Source organism: Actinacidiphila epipremni (assembly GCF_012034175.1).
Classification (GTDB): Bacteria; Actinomycetota; Actinomycetes; order Streptomycetales; family Streptomycetaceae; genus Actinacidiphila; species Actinacidiphila epipremni.
Window position 1 is genome coordinate 90,317 of the sequence record NZ_JAATEJ010000030.1, and the last position, 23,043, is coordinate 113,359.

Here is a 23,043-nt window from a genome sequence, read left to right on the forward strand (position 1 = left end):
CACAGCCCCGCGCCCCCGGGGGTTGGCGTCCGGCGCAGACGCAGCCCCCGGAAAAGCACCCGCGGCGGAGCCGCTACGCGGGGAAGGGCCGGGCCGGCCAAGGGGCGTTGGCCGGGCGGAGGGGGGTGGCCATCGTCAAGGCGGCGTGGGCGGCGAGCGTGCCGGTGATGAGGCAGGTGTTGTGGAGGGCGCCCGTCAGGGCGGCGGTGAGGAGGTCGGGGAGGGGGACGCGGGCGAGCTCCATGTCGGACTCTTCCTCGGAGACGGCGAACCGCTCGCCCTCCGCCTCGGAGATCTCCCGGGCCAGGAAGATGCGGACCGCCTCGTCCGAGCCGCCCGGCGACGTGTACACGTCGACCAGTACGTGCCACTCCTCCGCCTTGACGTGCGCCTCCTCGTACAGCTCACGCTGCGCCGCGTGCAGCGGATTCTCCCCGGGGACGTCGAGCAGCCCCGCCGGGATCTCCCACAGCTTGTGGCGCACCGGGTGGCGGTACTGGCGCAGCACCAGCACCCGGCCGTCCTCGTCGAGGGCGAGGACGGCCACCGACCCGGGGTGGACCTGGTAGTCGCGGGTGGCCGTGCCGCCGTCGGGCATGACGACCTGGTCGCTGCGGACGCTGGTCTTCTTGCCGGTGAAGGGCGTGGCGGTCGCGGTGGTCCGCCACTCCTCCGGGGTGTCCTTGAGCATGCTGCGCGCCTTCCGAGAACGGGACCGGCCTTCACCGGACGTCACAGGACATCAAAGCGGACGGCGGGCCGGGCCCGTCACGCGGTCCTGCGTGCCACCGCCGCCTTGACGAGCCCGGCGAACAGCGGGTGCGGCCGGGTCGGCCGGGACTTCAGCTCCGGGTGGGCCTGGGTCGCCACCAGGTACGGGTGGACGTCGCGCGGGTATTCGACGTACTCCACGAGCTTGTTGTCCGGCGACGTGCCGGAGAAGGAGATACCCGCCTTCTCCAGGTCGGCCCGGTACGCGTTGTTGACCTCGTAGCGGTGCCGGTGCCGCTCCTCGACGTACGGCTGGTCGCCGTAGACCTCGCGCACGATGGAGCCCTCGGCGAGCTTCGCCGGGTACGTGCCCAGCCGCATCGTGCCGCCCAGATCCCCCTTGCCGCCGACGATGTCGAGCTGCTCGGCCATCGTGGAGATCACCGGATGCGCGGTCGCCGGGTCGAACTCGGTGGAGTTGGCCTCGGTGATGCCGACGAGGTTGCGGGCGGCCTCGATGACGACGCACTGCAGGCCCAGGCACAGCCCGAGCAGCGGGACCCGGTTCTCCCTGGCGTAGGTGATCGCGGCGACCTTGCCCTCGACCCCGCGCTCGCCGAAGCCGCCGGGCACGCAGATCGCGTCGACGTCGGCCAGTTGCTCGGCGGCGCCCGCCGGGCTCTTGCACGTGTCGGACAGCACCCACTTGATGTGGACCTTCGCGTTATTGGCGAAGCCGCCGGCCCGCAGCGCCTCGGTCACCGACAGATAGGCGTCGGGCAGGTCGATGTACTTGCCGACCAGCGCGACGGTGACCTCGTGCGCGGGCTCGTGGACGCGGCGCAGCAGGTCGTCCCACTGCGTCCAGTCCACGTCCCGGAAGGGCAGGTCGAGGCGGCGCACGACATACGCGTCCAGGCCCTCGGTGTGCAGCACCTTGGGGATGTCGTAGATGGACGGCGCGTCGATCGCGGCGACGACCGCGTCCTCGTCGACGTCGCACATCAGCGACACCTTGCGCTTGATGGCGGTGGGCACCTCGCGGTCGGCGCGCAGCACGATCGCGTCGGGCTGGATGCCGATGTTGCGCAGCGCGGCGACCGAGTGCTGGGTGGGCTTGGTCTTCAGCTCACCGGAGGGGCCGATGTAGGGCAGCAGCGAGATGTGCACGACGAAGACGTTGTCCCGGCCGACCTCGTGGCGGACCTGGCGCACCGACTCCAGGAACGGCAGCGACTCGATGTCGCCGACGGTGCCGCCGACCTCGGTGATCACCACGTCCACGTCGTCGGTGGCCATCCGGCGGATCCGGGACTTGATCTCGTTGGTGATGTGCGGGATGACCTGCACGGTGTCGCCCAGGTACTCGCCGCGCCGCTCCTTGGCGATGACGGTGGAGTACACCTGCCCGGTGGTGACGTTCGCCGAGCCGGCGAGGTTGACGTCCAGGAAGCGCTCGTAGTGGCCGATGTCGAGATCGGTCTCGGCGCCGTCGTCGGTGACGAAGACCTCACCGTGCTGGAACGGGTTCATCGTGCCCGGGTCGACGTTCAGGTACGGGTCGAGCTTCTGCATCGTGACCCGCAGCCCCCGGGCCTTGAGCAGCGCGCCGAGACTGGAGGCGGTGAGCCCCTTGCCGAGCGAGGAGGCCACACCGCCGGTGACGAAGATGTGCTTGGTCAGCGTGGATTTCGGCGCAATAGCCAAAGGGGGCTCCCGTGGTCGCGAGGTGAGGTCGGGGCGGTGCTCGCTTGCGGGAGCGCCGCCGGGCGGTTCAGTGGTTCAGCCCACCGGCCCACGGGCTACCAGGGTATCAGCGGTGCCGGGCGTCGTCGGTCCGCGGCACCGCGTGGCCTCGTACGGGACGTGTGTGCGGGAGGTTCCGGGGGGCCGCGCGGGGTGCCCGGCGGCCGTCCGTGGGACGCCGTCTCGTATACCGGGCGGTCCCCGGGACGCTATGTCGGTGTCATTTTCCAGCGGCCGAAAGGGCATATCCGCAGGTGCCGCCGCGCTGCCCTGCCGCGGCCCACCGAAGATCGCCGGAGACGCACACCGGCGCCCCGCGACGACGTATTCTGCACGGACGCAATTGTGCGAGCCCCCCGGCACGGCACACTCCCGCCCGCACCCGGTTCAAGAGCTCGTCGAATATCCCCAGACCGCAAGACCGTCCCCGCAAGGTGGGGCGGCGCCGTCGTTTCGACTGGAGTGGCACGTGGCCGGGCGTATCGAGGACTACGCACTCATCGGAGACATGCAGACCGCGGCACTGGTCTGCCGGGACGGCACAGTCGACTGGCTGTGCCTGCCCCGCTTCGACTCGCCCGCGGTCTTCGCCGGGCTGCTGGGCACCGAGCAGCACGGTTTCTGGCGGCTCGGCCCTGCCCATCACGGCACGCCGCCGCCGGACGCGACACGCCGCCGTTACCGCGGCGACTCGCTCGTACTGGAGTCCGAGTGGGACACCGGGCGGGGCACGGTCCGCGTCATCGACTTCATGCCGCCGCGGGACGGCGCGCCGCAGCTGATCCGGATCGTGGAGGGCGTCAGCGGCCGGGTGCCGATGCAGTCCTCGCTGCGGATGCGGTTCGCCTACGGGCAGGTCGTGCCGTGGGTGCACAAGGTCGGCGACCGTACGGTGGCCGTCGCCGGGCCGGACTCGGTCTGGTACGACACCGAGGTCGACACGTACGGCAAGGACCTGACGACGTACTCCGAGTTCACCGTCGGCCCCGGCGACCGGGTCGCCTTCACCGTCAGCTGGGAGCCGTCGCACAAGCCGCAGCCGTCGCTGCCCGACCCCGAGGGCTCGCTGGTCGCGACCGAGGACTTCTGGCGGGACTGGGTCGCGCAGTGTACGTACACCGGGCCCTACCGCGAGGCGGTGGTCCGGTCGCTGATCACGCTCAAGGCGCTGACCTACGGCCCCACCGGCGGCATCGTCGCCGCGCCGACGACCTCGCTGCCGGAGGACATCGGGGGCGTGCGCAACTGGGACTACCGCTTCACGTGGCTGCGGGACGCGGCGATCACGCTGTCGTCGCTGCTGCGCACCGGCTACCGCGAGGAGGCGCAGGCGTGGCGCGAGTGGCTGCTGCGGGCGGTCGCCGGCGACCCGGAGAACCTGCAGATCATGTACGGCATCGCCGGTGAGCGCGAGCTCGGCGAGAACGAGCTGCACTGGCTGCCCGGCTACGAGGGCTCCACGCCGGTGCGGATCGGCAACGGCGCGGCGCACCAGCTCCAGCTCGACGTGTACGGCGAGGTCACCGAGGCGCTGCACCTGGGCCATATGACGGGCCTGGCGCGCAACGACTACGCCAGCATCCTGCAGCTCAAGCTCATCCGGTACCTGGAGAAGCACTGGAACGAGCCGGACGAGGGCATCTGGGAGGTGCGGGGGCCGCGCCGGCACTTCGTGCACTCCAAGGTCATGGCGTGGGTCGCGGTGGACCGCACGGTCAAGCTCATCGAGTCCGGTGAGGTCGACGGGCCGCTGGAGCGGCTGAAGGACCTGCGCGACGAGATCCACTACGACGTGTGCGAGAAGGGGTACGACAAGGAGCGCAACACCTTCACGCAGTCCTACGGCTCGCGGGAGCTGGACGCGTCGCTGCTGCTCATCCCGCAGATGGGCTTCCTGCCGCCGGACGACAAGCGGGTCATCGGCACGATCGAGGCGATCCAGCGGGAGCTGTCGACCTCCGACGGCTTCGTGCTGCGCTATCCGACGTCCGGCTCCGACACCAGCGGCGACGACAACCTCGACGGGCTGCCCGGCGACGAGGGCGCGTTCCTGGCGTGCTCGTTCTGGCTCGCCGACGACCTGGCGATGATCGGCCGGGTGGAGGAGGCGCGGCGGCTGTTCGAGAAGCTGCTGGCGCTGCGCAACGACCTGGGGCTGCTCGCGGAGGAGTGGGACCCGCGCCGCCAGCGCCAGGTCGGCAACTTCCCGCAGGCCTTCAGCCATGTCCCGATGATCGACACCGCGCTGCGGCTCACCGCGGTGGGGGCGTTCCGGGGCTGACCCCGCCTCCCCGCGGCGGGCGTCGCGCTATTCGCGCTGCGTCAGCTCGTCGTAGACGCTGAGCACCTGGGCCACCGTGTCGTCCTCGGTGGGCCAGGTCGCGGCCTGGGCACGGCCCGCGATGGACAGGGCGGTACGGCGCTTGGCGTCGGCGAGCAGGTCGGTGACCGCACGGGCGAAGGCGGCCGGGTCGCCGTACGGGACCAGTACGGCGGCCTCGCCGACCAGTTCGCGCATGCCGCCGACATCGGTGGCGACCAGCGGCACGCCCGCGTGCAGCGCCTCCTGGGCGATGAGGGCGCGGGCCTCCCAGCGGCTGGGCAGCACCACGAGGTCGGCTGCCGCCAGCAGGTCGGGGATGTCGTCGCGGCAGCCCAGCAGCAGTACGGGCAGGGCCTCGGCGGTGATCCGGCGCTCCAGGGCGGCGCGCCGGCCGCCCTCGCCGGCGATGGCCACCAGGGGCGGCACCTCCGCCCGAGCCCAGTGCGCGGCGGCGTCCAGCAGCAGGTCGTAGCCCTGCCGCGGCTCCAGCCGGCCGACGGCGAGCAGCAGCGGGCGGTCCACGGCGCCGTGGTCGGCGCGGGTCTTCTGCCGCAGCCGCTCGCCCTCGTCCGGCGGCCGGGGCGGGCGGCCCTGCGGGCGCGGCACCGCGGCCGGCGCGAGGCGTACGTCCCGGGCGCCGAGCGCGCGGGCGCGGTCCACCAGGTCTGAGGACACCCCGAGCACGACGGTCGCGGCGCGCACCGCCCGCCGCTCCAGCCAGCGCAGCAGCACACCGCGGCTGCCGGTGGCCGGGGCGCCGCCGTGCCAGGTGACGACGAGCGGTACGCCCTTCTCGCCGCCGCGGCCCAGCGCGACGGCGGACAGGAAGCCGGCCCACAGGCCGTGCGCGTGCACGACGCCGGCGCCGTGGAAGGCCGCGCGCAGCGCCCCCACGACGGGCGCGTCCGCCCGCGCCCTGCGCCGCCCCAGGTCCACCGCGACGAACCGCGCGCCGGTCGCGCCGAACGCGTAATCCCCCTCCGCGGCGGCCGGCCCGCACACCGTGACCTCCACCCCGCGCGCCACGAGCCCCCCGACCAGCGAGCTCACATGCGCGCCGGCGGTCGCCCCCAGCACATGCACTGCGTGCAGCTGACCGGCAAAGAGGGCGTTACTGCTCACGCGCTGCCCTGCTCCCGTCTCCCCGACCCGAAATTTTTGTGCCCCCCAGCATGCCAGCCCTCCCCACCCCCCGCCCCCCGAGCCCCCTTTTCCCTCCCCACCCTCCCCTCTCCATCCACCCCTACGAGTGCCCCCCCCCACCTGCGCCACATGGGCGCGATCCGCGCCGCGGGGTGCTTTTTCAGGGGCGCGGGGAACTGCGCGCTCAGCCCACCACCGGCCGGTGGTCCGGATCGCCCCGAACAGCCCCTTTCGGACGGTGACGACGTGCACGCCGGTTCCTGGCTGGTCGCGCAGTTCCCCGCGCCCCTGGTTTGCTGCCGCGCGGCGCAAACCGCAGCCCCGCCGGGGTGAGCTCACTTGGCGCAGGACGCCAACCACCAGGGGCGCGGGGAACTGCGCGAGCAACCCACCACCGGCCGGTGGTCCTGGGGGTACCTCCCAGGCGAAGCTCTGGGGGAGAACCGAACAGCCCCTTTCGGACGGTGACGACGTGCACGCCGGTTCCTGGCTGGTCGCGCAGTTCCCCGCGCCCCTGGTTTGCTGCCGCGCGGCGCAAACCGCAGGTCGGCCGGGGTGAGCTCACTTGGCGCAGGACGCCAACCACCAGGGGCGCGGGGAACTGCGCGAGCAACCGGCCACCGGCCGGTGGTCCGGATCGGACCGAACAGCCCCTTTGGGACGGTGACGACCTGCACGCCGGTCACTGGCTGGCCGCGCAGTTCCCCGCGCCCCTGAAAAGCACCCCGCGGCGCGGATCGCGCCCGCGCGGCGCCAGCCGCACAACAAACACAGCCCCGCACCCCTGAAAAGCACCCCGCAGCGCAGCCGCGGCCCGGGGGCCGCCCTGCGGCGGAGCCGTGGGCACCCGGCGGTTAGAGGGAGGATTTGGCGGTGGAGAGGAGTTCTTCCGCGTGGGCCCGGGCCGATTCGGAGTCGGATTGGCCCGCGAGCATGCGGGACAGCTCGCGGATGCGGGCCTCGCCGGTGAGGGCGGTGACGCCGGAGCGGGTGACGGAGCCGTCGTGGGTTTTCTCGACCAGGAGTTGGCAGTCGGCGAACGCGGCGACCTGGGGGAGGTGGGTCACGACGATGACCTGCGCGCTGCGCGCCAGGCGCGCCAGGCGGCGGCCCACCTCGACCGCCGCCTTGCCGCCGACACCCGCGTCGACCTCGTCGAAGAGATACGTCGGCACCGGGTCGGACCCGGCGAAGACGACCTCGACGGCGAGCATGACGCGCGAGAGCTCACCGCCGGATGCACCCTTGGCGATGGGCCGCGCGGGGCTCCCGGGGTGCGGGGCGAGCAGCAGCTCGACCTCGTCCGCGCCGGAGGGACCGTACGCGACGGCCCGCCCGCCGACCTCGACCCCGGACTCCGCGTCGGCGACCTCGCTCTGCCGGATCGCCACGCTCACCCGCGCATGCGGCATCGCCAGCTCCGCGAGCTCCGCGGTGACCGCGGTCGCGAACCGCTCGGCCGCCTCCGTCCGCAGATCGGTGAGGTGCTGCGCGAGCCCGCTCAGCTCGGCCCGCAGGCTGTCCCGCTCGGCGGTGAGCTCACCGATCCGGTCGTCGTCGCCGTCGAGTTCGGCGAGCCGCGCCGCGCTCTGCCCGGCCCACGCCAGGACGTCGTCGATGTCCGTACCGTACTTGCGCACCAAGTGCCCGAGCACCGCCCGCCGCTCCTCCACCGCGGCGAGCCGCAGCGGATCGGCGTCCAGGTTGTCCGCGTACCCGGCGAGTTCGCCGGCGACGTCGGCGAGCAGGATGCCGACCTCGCCGAGCCGCCCGGCGAGCCCGGCCAGCGCCGGGTCGTGCGCGGCGACGGAGTCCAGCGCGCGCTGCGCCCCGGCCACCAGGCTGCCCGCCTCGACGCTCTCCGGGTCCTCGGGGTTGCCGGCCAGTGCGGCATGCGCGAGCGTCGCGGCGGAGGCGAGCGCCTCGGCGTGCCCGAGCCGTTCCGCCTCCGCGGCCAGCTCCGCGTCCTCGCCGGGCTGCGGCTCGGCCGCGGAGATCTCCTCGACCCCGAAGCGCAGCAGATCCGCCTCCTGCGCCCGCTCCTTCGCCCTGGTCGTCAGCTCGGCCAGCTCCGCCGCGACGTCCCGCAGCCGCCGGTAGGCGGCCCCGTACTTCTCCAGCGCCGCCCCGAGCGCGGCCCCCGCGTACCGGTCGAGCGCCTCGCGCTGCCGGGCGGGCCGCAGCAGGCCCTGCTGGTCGGTCTGGCCGTGCACGGCCACGAGGTCGTCGGCGAGCTCGCCGAGCAGCCCGACCGGCACCGTACGCCCGCCGACATGCGCCCGGGAGCGGCCCTCGGCCGACACCGTACGGCTGATGAGCAGCGCGCCGTCGTCGAGTTCGGCGCCCGCCTCCTGGGCGCGGACCGCCGCGCGGTCGCCGGGGGCCATCGTTATCCGGCCCTCGACCACCGCGGAGGCCGCGCCGATCCGCACCAGGGCGGGGTCGGCCCGCCCGCCGAGCAGCAGGCCGAGGCTGGTCACGACCATGGTCTTGCCCGCGCCGGTCTCGCCGGTCACCGCGGTGAAGCCGGGTGACAGCTCCACCACGGCGTCCTCGATGACTCCCAGCGACCGGATCCGCATTTCCTCCAACACGGATACGACCATACGAGGTTTCCCGTCCCCCGCGCGACGCCCGCCGCCGCCCGTCACACCCGGGAGGGCGGCGCGGGCCTCAGGAGGGCGCGCCGCGCCACCCGGCGACGGGCAGCGCGAACTTCGCCACCAGCCGGTCGGTGAAGGACGCGTGGTGCAGCCGGGCCAGCCGTACCGGCACCGCGCCGCGCCGTACCTCCACCCGCGCGCCCGCGGGCAGTTCGACGGTGCGCCGCCCGTCGCACCACAGCACCCCGTTGGGCGTCTCGGGCTGCACCTCGACGGCCAGCACCGACCGCGGCGAGGTCACCAGCGGCTTGGCGAACAGCGCGTGCGCGCTGATCGGCACCATGAGCAGCGCCTCGACCTCGGGCCACACCACGGGCCCGCCGGCGGAGAAGGCGTACGCGGTGGAGCCGGTGGGGGTGGCGCAGACGACGCCGTCGCCGCCGAAGCGCGACACCGGCCGGCCGTCGACCTCGGTGACGACCTCCAGCAGCCGCTCCCGGGACGCCTTCTCCACCGACGCCTCGTTCAGCGCCCAGTCGATGTGGACGACGCTGCCGTCGTTGCGCACCAGGACGTCGAGGGTCATCCGCTCCTCGACCTCGTACTCCTTGGTGACGACCCGGTCCACGACCTTGTCGAGGTCGTCGCGCTCGGCCTCGGCGAGGAAGCCGACCCGCCCGAGGTTGACGCCCAGCAGCGGTACGCCCGAGGCGCGGGCGAACTCCGCGCCGCGCAGCAGCGTGCCGTCGCCGCCCAGCACGATGATCAGCTCGCAGCCCTCGACGGCCTCGGGCCCGGCGGTCTCGACCTGCTCCACGACGTCGGGCAGCGGCAGGTCCGCCGCCTCGTCGGCGAGCAGCCGCACGCCGATGCCGCAGCGCAGCAGGCCCTGCACCACGCGCTCGGCGCTGCGGATGGCCGCGGCCCTGCCGGTGTGCGTCAGCAGGAAGACGGTACGGTTCTGCGCCTCGCTCTTGATGGTCACCGGTTCGGCCCCTCCGCCACGGCACGGTCGACATCGGCCGGGTCCAGCGCGGGCGCACCGGCGCGCAGCCACAAGAAATATTCCACGTTCCCCGACGGCCCGGGCAGGGGGCTCGCTGTGACGCCCAGCACGCCGAGGCCGAGTTCGGCCGCCTGCCCGGCGACGGCCCGTACGGTCTCGGCGCGCAACTGCGGGCTGCGCACCACTCCGCCGCTGCCCAGCCGCTCCCGGCCGACCTCGAACTGCGGCTTGACCATCAGCACGAGGTCGGCGTCGGGCGTGGCGCACCGCACCAGGGCGGGCAGGACGAGGCCGAGCGGGATGAAGGACAGGTCGCCGACGACCAGGCCGACGGGCTCGCCGTCGATGTGCTCCAGCGTCAGCTCCCGTACGTTGGTGCGGTCCTTGACCACGACACGGGGGTCGCTCCGCAGCGACCAGGCGAGCTGGCCGTAGCCGACGTCGACGGCGACCACCTGGGCGGCGCCGGCCCGCAGCAGCACGTCGGTGAAGCCGCCGGTGGACGCGCCGGCGTCCAGCGCCCGGCGGCCGGCGACGGTCAGGCCGAGCGGCTGGAAGGCGGCGAGCGCGCCGGCGAGTTTGTGGCCGCCGCGCGAGACGTAGTCGGGCTCGTCGCCGCCCTCGGCGACCACGACGGCGGCGGCCGTCTCCACCTGCGTGGCGGGTTTGGTCGCGGTGGTCCCGCCCACCGTCACCCGCCCCGCCGCGATGAGCTGGCTCGCGTGCTCGCGCGAGCGGGCGAGCTTGCGACGCACCAGCTCGGCGTCGAGTCGGCGTCGTGCCACTGCCACGGGGCTATCAGCTCCTGTCGTCGTCCAACGCGGCGAGCGCGTCCCGCAGCCCGCGGTGTACATCCTCGTACACCTCGATGTGCGCCTGCGTCGGCATGCGGTCAGCGTCCCCCAACCGCGCGAGCGCGGCATCCACCACCCCATTCCCCGTCCCTCCGACCACGACCCCCAACGGCGCCGCCGACCCACCCTCGCCCCCTTGCGGGGCTTGCGGCGCGGGGTACGTTTCGGACCCCGCCGCCGGCCGGGGCACGGACACCGCGGGGGGCCGCGCCCCGTCCGGCTCCGCCGGATGCGGTACGGCCCGCGCGGCGGGCGGCGCCATGGGGCGCGCCCCGTCCGGCGCCTCCTGACGCGGCGTCGGCTGCGGCAAGGACGGCGCCGCGGGACGCGGCCCGTCCGCCGCCGGGTGCGGCAGGGACTGCGCCGCGGGCCGCGGCCCGTCGTGCGACGCCGGGTGCTGGACGGACTGCGATGCCGGTACCGGACCTGGCCGCGCCTGGCCAGCGGGCCCGGGCGCCGGGCGCGGCGCCCCCTGCCCGCCCGGCCCCGGTATGGGCCGGGGCATCGGCGACGCGGCCTGGCCCGGGACCGGGCGGGCCGACTGTGCGGTGGGCTCACTCATCGGTGCCTCCGGCGGGCGGGGCGGCCTTCTTCGCGGCGGTCGAGCGGGCCGCCGTCCAGTTGCCGGCCGGCGCCTTGTCCGCGCCGGGCGTCTTCTTGGCCGCGGTCTTCTTCGCGGCCGTCTTCTTCGCCGCGGACTTGTCAGCCGCCGTCTTCTTCGCCGCGGTCCCGGCGGCAGCCGACTTGCTCGCCGCCGCTTTCTTGCCCGCCGTCTTCTTGGCCGCACCGCCCGACGCGGCGGTTTTGCTCGGGGCCGTCTTCTTGGCCGCACCGCCCGACGCGGCCGTCTTGCTCGGGGCTGTCTTCTTCGCCGTCGTCTTCTTCGCGGCGCCCGCCGGCGGCTCCGCCGTCTTGCGGGCCGGCGTGGCGCCCGCGGCGGACCTGGTCACGCCCGGAGTCGCGCTCGTGCCGCTCTGGGCCGTTTTCGCGGCGGCGGTCGTCGGCCTCGCGCCGGACGCGGTCGTACGGCGCGGGTTCGCCGTCGTCCGGGGGGTCGTGGCGACCTTCTTCGCCGCCCCTGCCGAGGACTTCGCCGCGGTCTTCTTGGCCGTGGCCTTCTTCGCGGCAGCGGCCTGGTGGCTGGCGGCGGCCTTCGTCGTCGTGGCCTTCTTCGCCGCCGCGCTCTTACGTGCCGCCGTCGCCTTCTTCGCCGGCGGAGCCTTCTTCGCCGGCGGCGCGGGCGCCTCCGTGTCCACCGGCACATGCTCCACGGTCGGCGCAGGCCGCGCGGGCGGCGCGGGCCGCGCCGGTGCGGCAGCGGTGCCGCCGGGCGCCGGCTCCTCGCCGACCGACTCCAGGTTGCGGATCCGCCGCTCCAGCGTCTCCAGGACGACGCCGACCTTCGTCACCTCGTCGGCGAGCCGGGCGACCCGGTGCATCCCCTTGTCGACCTCCTCGCGGATCAGCCCGACCAGCAGGTCGCGGTTGGCCCGTCCGGTGGCCATCAGTTCATCGGCGAGGGTCTGCACCTCCGCCGGGATCGCCGCGCCGATCCTGCGCTGCACGGCGTCGACGTCGATACCGCTCTGGTCGATCAGATCCTTGGCCGCGTCGACCGTTCGGCGGCGGGTGGCTTCGGTCAGACCGCCCGCGATCTGCAGACAGGTACGCAGCGCGTCCCGCATCGCTCTCACTCCTCGCCTCGCCTTTGGCACGTCACCACCTCAACGCCCCAGCACGTCGGCGGTTCCGCGTTCGTCGGTCCGTCGTTCACCGGTTCGTCGTCCCACCGGTCCGGTCCGTCCGGCCGGCGCGCACCGCGCCGTACGGACTCCCGTGGTCATGACGCTACCGCCTTCGGCCGCCCGGACCCGTGACGGTGCCCTGCGGTACCGTCGTGGCGGACGTACCGCCGACCGGAGGACACCGCGCCGATGGCCACCCTCGAAGAGTGCCGCACCGCACTCGACCAGCTGTCGCGGAACATGGCGAAGGCGGACGGGGACGTGGCCGCTGCCGCCGCCCTGGACCGCTCGCTGAGCTGCCGGATCACCGATCTGGACACCACGTTCGTGGGCCGGCTCGCCGGCGGCGCCATCACCGGCGTGGTCGCCGTGCCGGGCGTGCCGGCCGACAAGGCGCAGATCCGGCTCACGATGACCGGCGACGACCTGGTCGCCATGGTCGGCGGCGAGTTGAGCTTCGCCAAAGCGTGGGGCAGCGGACGCGTCAAGGTGCAGGCGTCGCTGCGGGACGTGCTGCGGCTGCGCTCCCTCCTGTGAGGCCACCGGCGCCCGCACCGCGCCGCCGGCGGTCCGCGGGGACGACGAGCGGCGTACCGCTCTCCGGGTCCTCGATGATCCGGCACCGCACCCCGAAGACCCGCTCCACCAGCTCCGCGGTGATGACCTCGCGCGGCGGCCCCTGCGCCTCTATGCGGCCGTCGCGCATCGCGACGAGGTGCGTGGCGTAGCGCGCGGCCTGGTTGAGGTCGTGCAGGACGGCGACGAGCGTGCGCCCGCCCTCCTCGTGCAGGTGCGCGCACAGGTCGAGGACGTCGAGCTGGTGCTGGATGTCGAGGTACGTGGTGGGCTCGTCGAGCAGCAGCAGCGGCGTCTGCTGGGCGAGCGCCATCGCGATCCAGACCCGCTGCCGCTGCCCGCCGGACAGTTCGTCGACCCGGCGGCCGGCGAGCGGCGCGACGCCGGTCGCGGCCATGGACTCCTCGACGATCCGCTCGTCCTCGGCCGACCACTGCCGCAGCAGCCCCTGGTGCGGGTAGCGCCCGCGAGCGACGAGCGCGGAGACGGTGATGCCGTCGGGCGCCACGGACGACTGCGGCAGCAGCCCGAGGGTCCGGGCGACCTCCTTGGCCGGCCGGGTCCCGATGGCGCGCCCGTCGAGCAGCACCCGGCCCTGCGCGGGCTTGAGCAGCCGGGCCAGCGCACGCAGCAATGTCGACTTGCCGCACGCGTTGGGTCCGACCACGACGGTGAACGAGTGGTCGGGTATGTCGACACTCAGCCCCTCGGTGATGACCCGCTGGTCGTATCCGAGGGTCACCTTCTCGGCCCGCAGCCGGGGTCCGGGAGTCGATGTGTCGGCAGGGCGGGTGGTCATACGTCGGCTCCCGTGCGGGTGGTTCGGTTCCGGTGCCGCCCGGTCGACGGGTCGACATGCCGCCTTGCGGCGGGTGCGGTACGGGCCCCCGGGCGTACCGGTGCCGGCCGCGGTGTCATATCCGGCCCGCCCGGCGCTCCTGGACCAGCAGCCACAGCAGGTAGCCGCCGCCGAGGACGCCGGTCGCGACGCCCACCGGCACCTGCCCGGCGCCGAAGGCGCGCTGCGCGGCGAGGTCGGCGAGCACCAGCAGCGCGGCGCCCATCAGCGCGGACGGCAGCAGGCCGACGCCGGGGCTGCGGGTGAGCCGGCGGGCGAGCTGCGGGGCGGTGAGGGCGACGAAGGCGATGGGCCCGGCCGCGGCGGTCGCGGCGGCGGTGAGCAGCACCGCGCACAGCACGGCGGTGAACCGGACGCGTTCGACCCGGACGCCCAGCGCGCGGGCCGCGTCATCACCCATTTCGGTGATCCGCAGGTCCCGGCCCTGCGCGAGCAGCAGCGGCATGAGGACGGCGCAGACGCCCAGCAGCGGCCACACCTGGGCCCAGTCGCGGCCGTCGAGCGAGCCGCTGATCCAGATGACGGCCCTGGCTACGTCGACGAAGTTCGCCTTGACCAGGAGGTAGCTGTTGACGGCGGCGAGAATCGCGGAGCCGCCGATGCCGACGAGCACCAGCCGGTAGCCCTGGACGCCGCGCTGCCAGGCCAGCAGGTAGACGGCGAGCCCGGTGAGCAGGCCGCCGGTGACGGCGCCGGCGGAGACCGCGAGCGACGAGCCGTGCAGGACGACGATGACGAAGAGCGCGCCGGCCGCCGAGCCCTGGCCAAAGCCGATGACGTCGGGGCTGCCCAGCGGGTTGCGGGCGACGGTCTGGAAGGCGGCGCCGGCCATCCCGAGCGCGGCGCCGACCAGCAGCGCCACCAGCACCCGGGGCAGCCGCAGCTGACGGATGATGAAGTCCTGGCCGGGGTTGCCGTGTCCGAGCAGCGTACGCAGCACGTCACCGGGCGCGATGGCGTAGTCGCCGGTGCCGACCAGGACGACGCCGGCGGCGAGCGCGACGAGCAGCAGGGCCGCCCCGACGAGCGCGGCCCGGGCGTCGAGCCGCAGCGACAGGCCGCCGCGCGCGGTGCGCACGGTGGTGAGCTTCGCCTCCCGGCTCCCGGCGCTCACAGCTCCGCCGTCTTCCTGCGGCGCACGAGCGCGATGAAGACCGGGCCGCCGAGGACCGCGGTGACGATGCCGACCTGGAGTTCTGCGGGGCGGGTGAGCAGCCGGCCCAGCACGTCGGAGCCGAGCAGCAGCACGGGCGAGAGCACGGCCGCGTACGGGAGGATCCAGCGCATGTCGGGGCCGGTGATGCCGCGCACGACGTGCGGGACCATCAGGCCGACGAAGACGATCGGCCCGCAGGCGGCGGTGGCCGCCCCGCACAGCAGGGTGATCGCGGCCATGACCGTCACCCGGGTCGAGGTGAGCCGGGCGCCGAGGCCGCGCGCGGTGTCGTCGCCGAGCGCGATCGCGTTGAGCGGCCGGGCGGCGGCGAACGCCAGGACCGCGCCGACCAGCAGGAAGGGCGCGATCCTGCGGACGGTCGCCATGTCGGCGGAGGCGAGCGAGCCGACCTGCCAGAAGCGCATACGGTCCAGGGCGACGCTGTCGGTGAGCTGCACCGCGCTGCTCCAGCCCTGGAGCAGCGCGGTGACGGCGGTGCCGGCGAGCGCGAGCCGGACCGGGGTCGCGGACCTGCTGCCGCCGATCGCGTAGACCAGGACGGAGACGGCGGCGGCGCCGGCGAGCGCGCACCACACGTAGGCGGTGGGCGAGGTAACGCCGAGGAAGCTGATGGCGGTGACGACGGCCGCCGCGGCGCCGGCGTTGACGCCGAGGAGCCCGGGGTCGGCGAGCGGGTTGCGGGTCAGCGCCTGCATGGCCGCGCCCGCGACACCGAGGGCGGCGCCGACGAGCAGGCCGAGCAGGGTGCGGGGCAGCCGCAGTTTGCGGACGACCACGTCGTCGTCGCTGCCGGCGTAGTGGAACAGCCCGTGCCAGACCTCGTGCGGCGGGATGTCCTTGGCGCCGATCGCGATGCTGGCCGCGGCGACCGCGAGCAGCACGGCGAGCGCCACCAGCAGCCCGGCGCCGCGCGCGGCGTTCGAGCGGGCGGCGGTTTCGGCGCGGGGCGCGGCGGCGGCCCTCGGCGGGGAGTCCTGGTCGACCAACACGGGCCTTAGGTTAGCCTAACCTCGCTTGACCTCTTACGTTCCACCTCCGAGCAGAGCGGCACGCGAACCATGAGCACTTCCCGTTTCCCCAGCTTGTCCGGAATATCCCGCCGCGGGGTCCTCGCGGCCGGCGGCGCCTTGGGCGCAGGCGCCCTGCTGGCCGCGTGCGGCGGCTCGGACGCTGACTCCGGCTCCGGTTCCGGCTCCGGCTCCGGCAAGTCCTCCGCGGGGTCCGGCGCCACCGGCGGGAACGGGAAGAAGGCGGCCGGCCCGTTCACGTACACCGACGACCGCAAGAAGACCGTCACGCTCGGCAGCACCCCGAAGAACCTGGTCGCCTACGTCGGTACGGCCGCCGCGCTGCACGACTACGGCATCGAGTGCGCCGGCGTCTTCGGCCCGACGACCCTCAAGGACGGCTCGCCCGACGCGCAGGCCGGCGACCTGGACGTCGCGAAGGTCACGGTGATCGGCAACGTCTGGGGCGAGTTCAACATCGAGAAGTACGCCGCCCTCAGCCCCGGCCTGATCGTCAGCCACACCTACGACGGCAAGGCGCTGTGGTATGTGCCCGAGCAGAGCGCCGCGAAGATCCTCGCCCTCGCCCCGAGCATCGCCGTCAACGTCACCGGCGTCCCCCTCACCACCCCGCTCCAGCGCTACGCCGACCTCGCCGCCGCGCTCGGCGCCGATCTCGCCTCGGGCGCCAACGCCGCCGCCAAGACCCGCTTCGAGACCGCCTCGGCGAACCTGCGCGCCGCCGCCAAGGCAGCCGGCGGCATCACCGTGCTGGCCTGCTCCGCCAGCGCCGACTCCTTCTACGTCTCCACGCCGTCCTCGGCCGCCGACCTGACGTACTACAAGAGCCTCGGGGTGGACTTCGTCGTGCCGAACAAGGTCGAGGGCGGCTTCTTCGAGACGCTCAGCTGGGAGAACGCCGACAAGTACAAGGCGGACGTCCTCATGCTCGACGACCGCACCGCCACCCTCCAGCCCAAGGACCTCATCGGCCGCCCCACCTGGCAGCAGATGCCCGCCGTCAAGGCCGGCCAGATCCACCCCTGGCCGAGCGAGCCGATCTTCTCCTACGCCAAGTGCGCCGACCAGATCGAGGCGCTCACCAAGGCCATCTCCGCAGCGAAGAAGGTGAGCTGACGCCGTGCCCACTCCCACCTACGGCTTCTTCGACGTGACGGTGCTGCGCACCCACCGGCTCTCCCCCACCATGCAGCGGGTGGTGCTCGGCGGCCCCGGCCTGGACGCCGTCGTCAGCGGCGGCCGGGACCAGCGGCTCAAGCTCTTCCTGCCCCAGGACGGCCAGGACGCGCCCGTGCTGCCCGACGTCCTCGACATCGACTGGTACCCGCGCTGGCGCGCCCTCGACCCGGGCGTGCGGGGCATCATGCGCACCTACACCGTCCGCAATGTGCGCCGCGAACCCGCCGAGGTGGACATCGACTTCGCCCTGCACGGCGACCTCGGCCCCGCCTCCCGCTGGGCCGCCGCCGCGGCGCCCGGCGACCGGCTCACCCTGCTCGCGCCGAACTGCCACGACAACGGCGGCGTCGACTTCCGGCCGCCCGAGGGCACCGACCGGGTGCTGCTGTGCGCGGACGAGACGGCGCTGCCCGCGGTGGCCGGCATCCTGGAGTGGCTGCCGGCCGGCACACCCGTCACGGCGTGGATTTCCGTCGCGGGCCCGGCCGACCGGATCGCGCTGGAGACCGCGTGCGCGGCGGACATCCGCTGGCTGATCCGGCCCGCCTCCCTCGCCGCCGCCGTCGCCGAGGCCGAACTGCCGCCCGCCGGCAGCCCGTACGCCTGGCTCGCCGGCGAGGCCGCCGCCGTCCGCGACGTGCGCCGGCACCTGGTCGGGGAGCGCGGCTTCGACCGCCGGGCGGTGACCTTCACCGGCTACTGGCGGCGGGGGGCCACGGAGGACACGCTGCTGGAGGAGGCGGTGGCGGCGGTCCAGGAGGACTGACGCCGGAGGGCGGCGGGGGCAAGCGCGGGCCGGGGCCCGGAGTCGGGGGCCGAGGGTCCGGGGCCGGGGGTCGTGCGCGGGCCGGCTCTCCGCGCCCGCCGTGACGCTCGGAGGTCCGGGCCGGCCGGTTCAGAGGTCCAGGCCGGCCAGCGCCTTCGCCGGGTCGGCCTCCGGGTGCGACCACGCCGCCCGGCACAGCGCCCGCAGGCCGTCCACCGGGTCACCGTCGCCGCTGAGGGTGAGCGCCTGGCCGGCGACGGCAGCCGTCCAGCCCCCGCACTCCGCCCGGTCGCCGTCGCCGGTGACCTCGGGGTGCGCGGTGAGCAGGCCGCGCAGGTCGCGGGCCACATACGTCGGCCGGTGCTTCGGCCCGGCGCCGAGCAGCGCCGCCGGGTCGGTGACGCCGGTCAGCACCAGCAGCGAGTCCACGCCGCCCGCGTACGCGCCCTCGATGTCGGTGTCGAGCCGGTCCCCCACCACCAACGGCCGCTTCGCCCCGGTCCTGATCACCGTCTCGCGGTGCATCGGCGGCAGCGGCTTGCCCGCGACCCGCGGCGACCCGCCGGTCGCGATCCGCACCACCTCCACCGCCGCGCCGTTCCCCGGCGCGATGCCGCGGGCGCTCGGGATCGTCAGGTCGGTGTTCGAGGCGAACCACGGCACGCCGGCGTTGACCGCGTACGCCATCTCCGCCAGCTGCGACCAGCGCAGCTCGGGCCCGTAGCCCTGCACCGCCGCGACCGGCCCGTCCTGCGCCGACTCCACCGGCACGAGCCCGCGCTCGCGCAGCGCCTCGACCAGCCCTTCCCCGCCGACCGCGAGCACCTTCGCGCCCGCCGGCACCTCGTCGGCGATGAGCCGCGCGACCGCCTGCGCCGAGGTGATGACGTCCTGCGCGTCCGCCGGCACACCGAGCCGCGTCAGGTGCTCGGCGACCGTCTCCGGGGTGCGGGCGGCGTTGTTGGTGACGTACGCCAGCCGCATCCCGTGCGCGGCGGCCCGCGTCAGCGACTCCACGGCGTGCGCGATGGCGTCACCGCCGGCGTACACGACACCGTCGAGGTCCAGCAGCGCCGTGTCGTACGCGCGGTCCAGCGGCCGGTCGCTGCCGCTCGGGCTGGTCCGGTCCTCGGTCCGGTCCTCGGTCCGGTCGGTCCGGTCGTCGGTCATGGGCGGGCTCGCTCCTCGTCGTCCGGCGGCGTCCGGTGGGGTCCGGCGCCGTCTGTGTGCCGTCTGACCCCGCACGCCCGTCCTATGGCGGCCGGGCCGCGGCCCACCGTTCTCCCGGGGTGGTCAACTGCGCCGTCCGGTGTCGTCAACGATCATCCCTCATGCCCACCGCGGACGTAGCATGCGCGGATGAGCATCCCCGGTCCCCACCCCGGACCCGCCCACGGACCCCACCCCGGTCCCGACCCCGAGCAGGGGCTGCGCCTGGCCCCCTTCCGCGGCCTGCGGTACGTCGCCGCGCGCGTCGGCAGCCTCGCGGCGGTCACCTCGCCGCCGTACGACGTCGTCGTGCGCCCCGACGGGCAGCGCCACCTGGAGACGGCCGACCCGTACAACGTCGTCCGGCTCATCCTCCCCGACGCCCCGACCGAGGCCGAGCGGCACCGCAAGGCCGCCCGCACCCTCGCCGCGTGGCGCGCGGCCGGCGTGCTCGCCGCCGACCCGCGGCCCGCGCTCTACGTCTACGAGCAGCGCGACGCCGGGCACCTGCAACGCGGCGTCATCGGCGCCCTGCGGCTCACCCCGCCCGAGGCCGGGGTCGTACTGCCGCACGAGGACGTCATGCCCGGCCCGGTCGCCGACCGCGCCGCCCTGATGCGCGCGACCCGCGCCAACCTCGAACCGCTGCTGCTCGCCTACCGCGACGGCGACGCCACCGCCGCCACCGTCGAGCACACCGCCGCGGCCCGTGAGCCGCTGCTGGCCACGACGACGGAGGACGGCGTACGGCACCGCCTGTGGGCGCTCACCGACCCGGCCGAGATCGCCGCCGTCCAGGCCGACCTCGCGCAGCGGCAGGCCCTCATCGCCGACGGCCACCACCGCTGGGCCACCTACCGCCGCCTCCAGGCCGACCATCCGCCGGGCACGCCCTGGGACTACGGCCTGGTCCTGCTGGTCGACACCGCCCGCCACCCCTTGCGGGTCCGGGCGATCCACCGGGTGCTGCACCGCCTCCCCCTCGACCGGGCCCTCGCCGCGGCCCGCCCGTACTTCCGGGTCCGCGACCTGCCCGGCCACACCCTCGACACCGCGCTCGCCGCCCTCGCAGCCGCCGCGGCCGGCGGCAACGCCTTCGTACTCGCCGGGAGCGGCGGCTACCACCTGCTGGACCGGCCCGACCCGGCGCCGCTCGCCCGCTGGGTGCCCGCCGGCCGGCCGGAGCCGTGGCGGCGGCTGGACGCGAGCGTGCTGCACTCCGTGCTGCTGGACCACGTCTGGGACGTCCCCGACACGCCCGAGCACATCGGCTACCTGCACGCCGCCGACGCCGCGGTGGAGCAGGCCGAGCGGCACTCCGGCACGGCGGTGCTGATGCACCCGGTGCGCGAGTCGGTGGTGCTGGACCTGGCGCGGCGGGGCGTGATGATGCCGCGCAAGTCCACGTCCTTCGGGCCAAAGCCGGCGAGCGGCCTGGTCATGCGCGCCCTCGACCTGGCCTGACACGACGCCGGCGGCGGGGAGGCCGGCCGAAGCCCGCCTCCCCGCCGCCGGATGCGCTATGCGGTGTCCCGCCTGCCGTTACGCGTCCCGGTCGCCGGGCGCGGGGGCGCGGAAGGGCGAGTCCAGGAACGACGAGGGGTCGGCCTCGTCGGTGAGGTCGTCGTCGGCGGGAGCGGGGGCCGAGGCGGCCTCGGCACGGTCGGCGGCGCGGTCGCCGACGCTGTCGCCGTCGTCCGTGTCGTCGTTCTCCTCGTCGTCCGCGTCGTCTTCTTCGTCCTCGTCCTCGTCCTCGACGTCGGCGTCCTCGTCGTCCTCGAAGCCGTCCTCGGCATCGTCGTCGTCGGCATCGTCGGCGTCGCGCTCGGCGGTGTCAACGGCGTCCTCGGCGTCCTCCGTGTCGTCGAAGGCGTCGACGAACTCCACGCCGTCGAGCTGCGCGAGGCGGTCGGAGGCGTCCGTGGTGCCGTTGTGGTCGGCCTCCACCGCCTTGGCGAACCACTCGCGTGCCTCGGACTCCCGGCCCACGGCCAGCAGCGCCTCGGCGTACGCGTACCGCAGCCGCGCGGTCCACGGGTGGATCGCGTGCGAGGCGAGCTCGGGGCTCTGCAGGGTCACGACGGCGGCCTCGGCCTGCCCCATGTCCTGCCGGGCGCCCGCGGCCACCAGCCGCATCTCGACCTGCCCCGCCTTGTCGAGCTTGTGCACCTCCGGCGCACCCGCCATCTCCAGCGCCCGCTCCGGACGGCCCAGACCACGCTCGCAGTCGGCCATCACCGGCCACAGGTCGACCGTGCCGGTCATCCGCCGGGTGGCGCGGAACTCGGCCAGCGCCTCGGCGTACCGCTCGCTCGCGTACGACGCGAAGCCGGCCGCCTCCCGTACCGCGGCGACACGCGCGGCCAGCCGCAGCGCGACCCGCGAGTAGGCGTAGGCCCGCTCGGGGTCCTCGTCGAGCAGCTGCGCCACCATGACGAGGTTGCGGGCGACGTCGTCGGCGAGCGTCTTGGGCAGGCTCATCAGCTCCTGCCGCACGCTCGGGTCGATCTCCTGCCCGGTGACCTCGTCCGGGATCGGCAGCCGGCGCACCGGCTCGCGCTCGTCACGCCGATCGTCCCGGCCACCGCCGCGGTTCTCGAACCTGCCGCGCCGCTCGACCACGGGCCTGCGCCCGTAGCCTCGGTCGTCATCCCGCCGCGGCCCGCGCGGACGGTCGTCACGGGGCCGCTCGTCGCGCCGGTCGTCACGCGGCCGGTCCTCGCGCGGCCGGTCGTACCTGGGACGGTCGTCCCGCCGGTCGTCACGCCGGAAGCCACCGCGGTCGTCCTCCCGCCGCGGCCCACGGGGCCGGTCGTCGCGCCGGTCGTCGTAGCGCGGCCGGTCGTCACGCCGCTCGAAGCGGGGGCGGTCCTCGCGGGGCCGGTCGTCCCGCGGGCGGTCGTACCTGGGCCGGTCGTCGCGCGGGCGGTCAAAACCACCGCGGTCGTCACGGGGCCGGTCGTAGCGCGGACGGTCGTCACGCCGGTCGTCACGGCGGAAGCCGCCGCCACCGCCGGTGGGACGGTCGCCGTCCCGGCGCGGACCACGCGGACGGTCATCGCGGCGGTCGTCGAAGCGCGGACGGTCGTCACGAGGACGGTCATAACGCGGCCGATCGTCACGCCGGTCATCCCGCCGGAACCCACCACCACCGGACGGCCGATCATCACGGCGATACCCACCACCGCCACCACCAGGCCGGTCATCGCGACGGAAACCACCGCCACCGCCACCGCCACCCGGCCGGTCGTCACGCCGGTAGCCGCCACCACCGGTGGGACGGTCGCCGTCCCGGCGCGGACCACGCGGACGGTCGTCACGGCGGTCGTCGAAGCGCGGACGGTCGTCACGAGGACGGTCATAACGCGGCCGATCGTCACGCCGGTCATCCCGCCGGAACCCACCACCACCGGACGGCCGGTCATCGCGACGGTATCCACCGCCACCGCCACCGGAACGGTCGTCACGACGGAAACCACCACCGCCGCCGGGACGGTCGCCGTCCCGGCGCGGACCACGCGGCCGGTCATCGCGACGGTCATCGGATCGCGAACGGTCGTCACGCCGATCGTCGCGGCGGTATCCACCGCCGCTCGGGCGGTCGCCGTCCCGCCGCGGGCCGCCGCTGCGGTAACCTCCGCGGTCGCCACCGCCGTGAGGGCGCGAGTCCCGGTGTTCGGGGCGCTCGGGCCGGTCTTCAGGCGAGTTGGACATCGACGTGACTCCTCAAATCGTGCTGCAAAACGTGCTGCTGTACTACAAGTCTCCCGTATGGACGGGGACACCGCGCCATGCCGGCGCATACGCAAAAGACCCCTGGTCCCAGCGCTTAGGCCAGGACCAGGGGTCTGGAAAGATTGTTCGGCGGTGTCCTACTCTCCCACAGGGTCCCCCCTGCAGTACCATCGGCGCTGAAAGGCTTAGCTTCCGGGTTCGGAATGTGACCGGGCGTTTCCCTAACGCTATGACCACCGAAACGCTATCGGGTCAGCCCCACCGCTTACGGCGGGACCGCGACAGAGTCCAAGCGAACAAGCACACTCTTCAGTTAGGTGTTCTACGTTCACCGGTGCGACCTTTCGCAACCCGGGAACCGAACAGTGGACGCGAGCAAATGG

Annotated in this window: 18 protein-coding genes and 1 rRNA gene; 5 read left to right on the forward strand and 14 right to left on the reverse strand. The window is 74.4% G+C overall.

Features of this window, described 5'->3' with window-relative positions; translation table 11 throughout:
- Window positions 1-73: 73 nt before the first annotated feature.
- Both HCN08_RS29430 and HCN08_RS29435 read right to left on the reverse strand, forming a co-directional pair.
- A complete protein-coding gene (locus HCN08_RS29430; protein ID WP_167986333.1) occupies window positions 74-691 on the reverse strand; it encodes an NUDIX domain-containing protein in 618 nt (205 codons plus the stop codon).
- 77 nt (window positions 692-768) lie between these two features.
- Window positions 769-2,418 carry a CTP synthase gene (locus HCN08_RS29435; RefSeq protein WP_322974756.1) on the reverse strand — a complete coding sequence of 550 codons (1,650 nt, stop codon included), beginning with the start codon at window positions 2,416-2,418 and terminating at the stop codon, window positions 769-771.
- Between the two features lie 508 nt (window positions 2,419-2,926).
- On the opposite strand from HCN08_RS29435, the gene HCN08_RS29440 reads away from it, so the two are divergent.
- Window positions 2,927-4,738, forward strand: coding sequence for a glycoside hydrolase family 15 protein (locus tag HCN08_RS29440; RefSeq protein ID WP_322974757.1), 1,812 nt, complete (start codon window positions 2,927-2,929; stop codon window positions 4,736-4,738).
- Window positions 4,739-4,765: 27 nt separating this feature from the next.
- Here HCN08_RS29440 and HCN08_RS29445 read toward each other — a convergent pair whose 3' ends face one another.
- The 5 genes from HCN08_RS29445 to HCN08_RS29470 all read right to left on the reverse strand — a co-directional run bounded on the left by HCN08_RS29445 (window position 4,766) and on the right by HCN08_RS29470 (window position 12,071).
- Window positions 4,766-5,902, reverse strand: coding sequence for a glycosyltransferase family 4 protein (locus HCN08_RS29445; protein WP_167986334.1), 1,137 nt, complete (start codon window positions 5,900-5,902; stop codon window positions 4,766-4,768).
- Window positions 5,903-6,777: 875 nt separating this feature from the next.
- A complete protein-coding gene (gene recN / locus HCN08_RS29450; protein ID WP_167986335.1) occupies window positions 6,778-8,529 on the reverse strand; it encodes a DNA repair protein RecN in 1,752 nt (583 codons plus the stop codon).
- Between the two features lie 67 nt (window positions 8,530-8,596).
- Window positions 8,597-9,511 (reverse strand): NAD kinase, encoded by a 915-nt coding sequence (locus HCN08_RS29455; protein ID WP_167986336.1) that lies wholly within the window; start codon window positions 9,509-9,511, stop codon window positions 8,597-8,599.
- Window positions 9,508-10,317: a TlyA family RNA methyltransferase gene (locus tag HCN08_RS29460; RefSeq protein WP_322974763.1), complete on the reverse strand. Its 810-nt coding sequence runs from the start codon at window positions 10,315-10,317 to the stop codon at window positions 9,508-9,510. Before HCN08_RS29460 ends, HCN08_RS29455 begins: the two co-directional genes overlap by 4 nt.
- Window positions 10,318-10,940: 623 nt before the next feature.
- A complete protein-coding gene (locus HCN08_RS29470; RefSeq protein ID WP_167986338.1) occupies window positions 10,941-12,071 on the reverse strand; it encodes a histone in 1,131 nt (376 codons plus the stop codon).
- 249 nt (window positions 12,072-12,320) lie between these two features.
- On the opposite strand from HCN08_RS29470, the gene HCN08_RS29475 reads away from it, so the two are divergent.
- Entirely contained in the window at window positions 12,321-12,668 is a 348-nt protein-coding gene (locus HCN08_RS29475) for an alkyl sulfatase C-terminal domain-containing protein (RefSeq protein ID WP_167986339.1), read from the forward strand.
- Here the strand turns inward: HCN08_RS29475 and HCN08_RS29480 are convergent.
- The 3 genes from HCN08_RS29480 to HCN08_RS29490 form a co-directional block, all read right to left on the reverse strand.
- A complete protein-coding gene (locus HCN08_RS29480) occupies window positions 12,616-13,506 on the reverse strand; it encodes an ABC transporter ATP-binding protein (RefSeq protein WP_167986340.1) in 891 nt (296 codons plus the stop codon). The genes HCN08_RS29475 and HCN08_RS29480 overlap by 53 nt on opposite strands.
- A gap of 115 nt (window positions 13,507-13,621) precedes the next feature.
- Window positions 13,622-14,680: a FecCD family ABC transporter permease gene (locus HCN08_RS29485; RefSeq protein ID WP_322974758.1), complete on the reverse strand. Its 1,059-nt coding sequence runs from the start codon at window positions 14,678-14,680 to the stop codon at window positions 13,622-13,624.
- On the reverse strand, window positions 14,677-15,732 hold the full coding sequence (locus HCN08_RS29490; RefSeq protein WP_167986341.1) for a FecCD family ABC transporter permease: 1,056 nt from the start codon (window positions 15,730-15,732) through the stop codon (window positions 14,677-14,679). The genes HCN08_RS29485 and HCN08_RS29490 overlap by 4 nt, the downstream gene beginning before the upstream one ends.
- Window positions 15,733-15,801: 69 nt before the next feature.
- Between HCN08_RS29490 and HCN08_RS29495 the strand changes: the two genes are divergently transcribed.
- A complete protein-coding gene (locus HCN08_RS29495) occupies window positions 15,802-16,887 on the forward strand; it encodes an ABC transporter substrate-binding protein (protein WP_167986342.1) in 1,086 nt (361 codons plus the stop codon).
- 4 nt (window positions 16,888-16,891) lie between these two features.
- Window positions 16,892-17,716, forward strand: a complete 825-nt coding sequence (locus HCN08_RS29500; RefSeq protein WP_322974759.1) for a siderophore-interacting protein — start codon at window positions 16,892-16,894, stop codon at window positions 17,714-17,716.
- A gap of 129 nt (window positions 17,717-17,845) precedes the next feature.
- On the opposite strand, the gene HCN08_RS29505 is transcribed toward HCN08_RS29500, so the two are convergent.
- Window positions 17,846-18,886, reverse strand: coding sequence for an HAD-IIA family hydrolase (locus HCN08_RS29505; protein WP_167986343.1), 1,041 nt, complete (start codon window positions 18,884-18,886; stop codon window positions 17,846-17,848).
- Window positions 18,887-19,075: 189 nt separating this feature from the next.
- On the opposite strand from HCN08_RS29505, the gene HCN08_RS29510 reads away from it, so the two are divergent.
- A complete protein-coding gene (locus HCN08_RS29510; protein WP_167986344.1) occupies window positions 19,076-20,389 on the forward strand; it encodes a DUF1015 domain-containing protein in 1,314 nt (437 codons plus the stop codon).
- A gap of 78 nt (window positions 20,390-20,467) precedes the next feature.
- Here the strand turns inward: HCN08_RS29510 and HCN08_RS29515 are convergent, their stop codons facing one another.
- The 3 genes from HCN08_RS29515 to rrf all read right to left on the reverse strand — a co-directional run bounded on the left by HCN08_RS29515 (window position 20,468) and on the right by rrf (window position 22,901).
- A complete protein-coding gene (locus tag HCN08_RS29515; protein ID WP_322974765.1) occupies window positions 20,468-21,421 on the reverse strand; it encodes a hypothetical protein in 954 nt (317 codons plus the stop codon).
- Window positions 21,406-22,710, reverse strand: a complete 1,305-nt coding sequence (locus HCN08_RS34895) for a hypothetical protein (protein ID WP_206319385.1) — start codon at window positions 22,708-22,710, stop codon at window positions 21,406-21,408. The genes HCN08_RS29515 and HCN08_RS34895 overlap by 16 nt, the downstream gene beginning before the upstream one ends.
- A gap of 74 nt (window positions 22,711-22,784) precedes the next feature.
- A 5S ribosomal RNA gene (gene rrf / locus HCN08_RS29520) occupies window positions 22,785-22,901 on the reverse strand.
- Between the last annotated feature and the right edge of the window lie 142 nt (window positions 22,902-23,043).

Bases quoted from the DNA above. Each gene is read 5' to 3' on its own strand.
- HCN08_RS29430 (WP_167986333.1), bottom strand. From the start codon at position 691: ATGCTCAAGGACACCCCGGAGGAGTGGCGGACCACCGCGACCGCCACG.
- recN (WP_167986335.1), bottom strand. From the start codon at position 8,529: ATGGTCGTATCCGTGTTGGAGGAAATGCGGATCCGGTCGCTGGGAGTC.
- HCN08_RS29470 (WP_167986338.1), bottom strand. From the start codon at position 12,071: ATGCGGGACGCGCTGCGTACCTGTCTGCAGATCGCGGGCGGTCTGACC.
- HCN08_RS29475 (WP_167986339.1), top strand. From the start codon at position 12,321: ATGGCCACCCTCGAAGAGTGCCGCACCGCACTCGACCAGCTGTCGCGG.
- HCN08_RS29480 (WP_167986340.1), bottom strand. From the start codon at position 13,506: ATGACCACCCGCCCTGCCGACACATCGACTCCCGGACCCCGGCTGCGG.
- HCN08_RS29495 (WP_167986342.1), top strand. From the start codon at position 15,802: ATGAGCACTTCCCGTTTCCCCAGCTTGTCCGGAATATCCCGCCGCGGG.
- HCN08_RS29505 (WP_167986343.1), bottom strand. From the start codon at position 18,886: ATGACCGACGACCGGACCGACCGGACCGAGGACCGGACCGAGGACCGG.
- HCN08_RS29510 (WP_167986344.1), top strand. From the start codon at position 19,076: ATGAGCATCCCCGGTCCCCACCCCGGACCCGCCCACGGACCCCACCCC.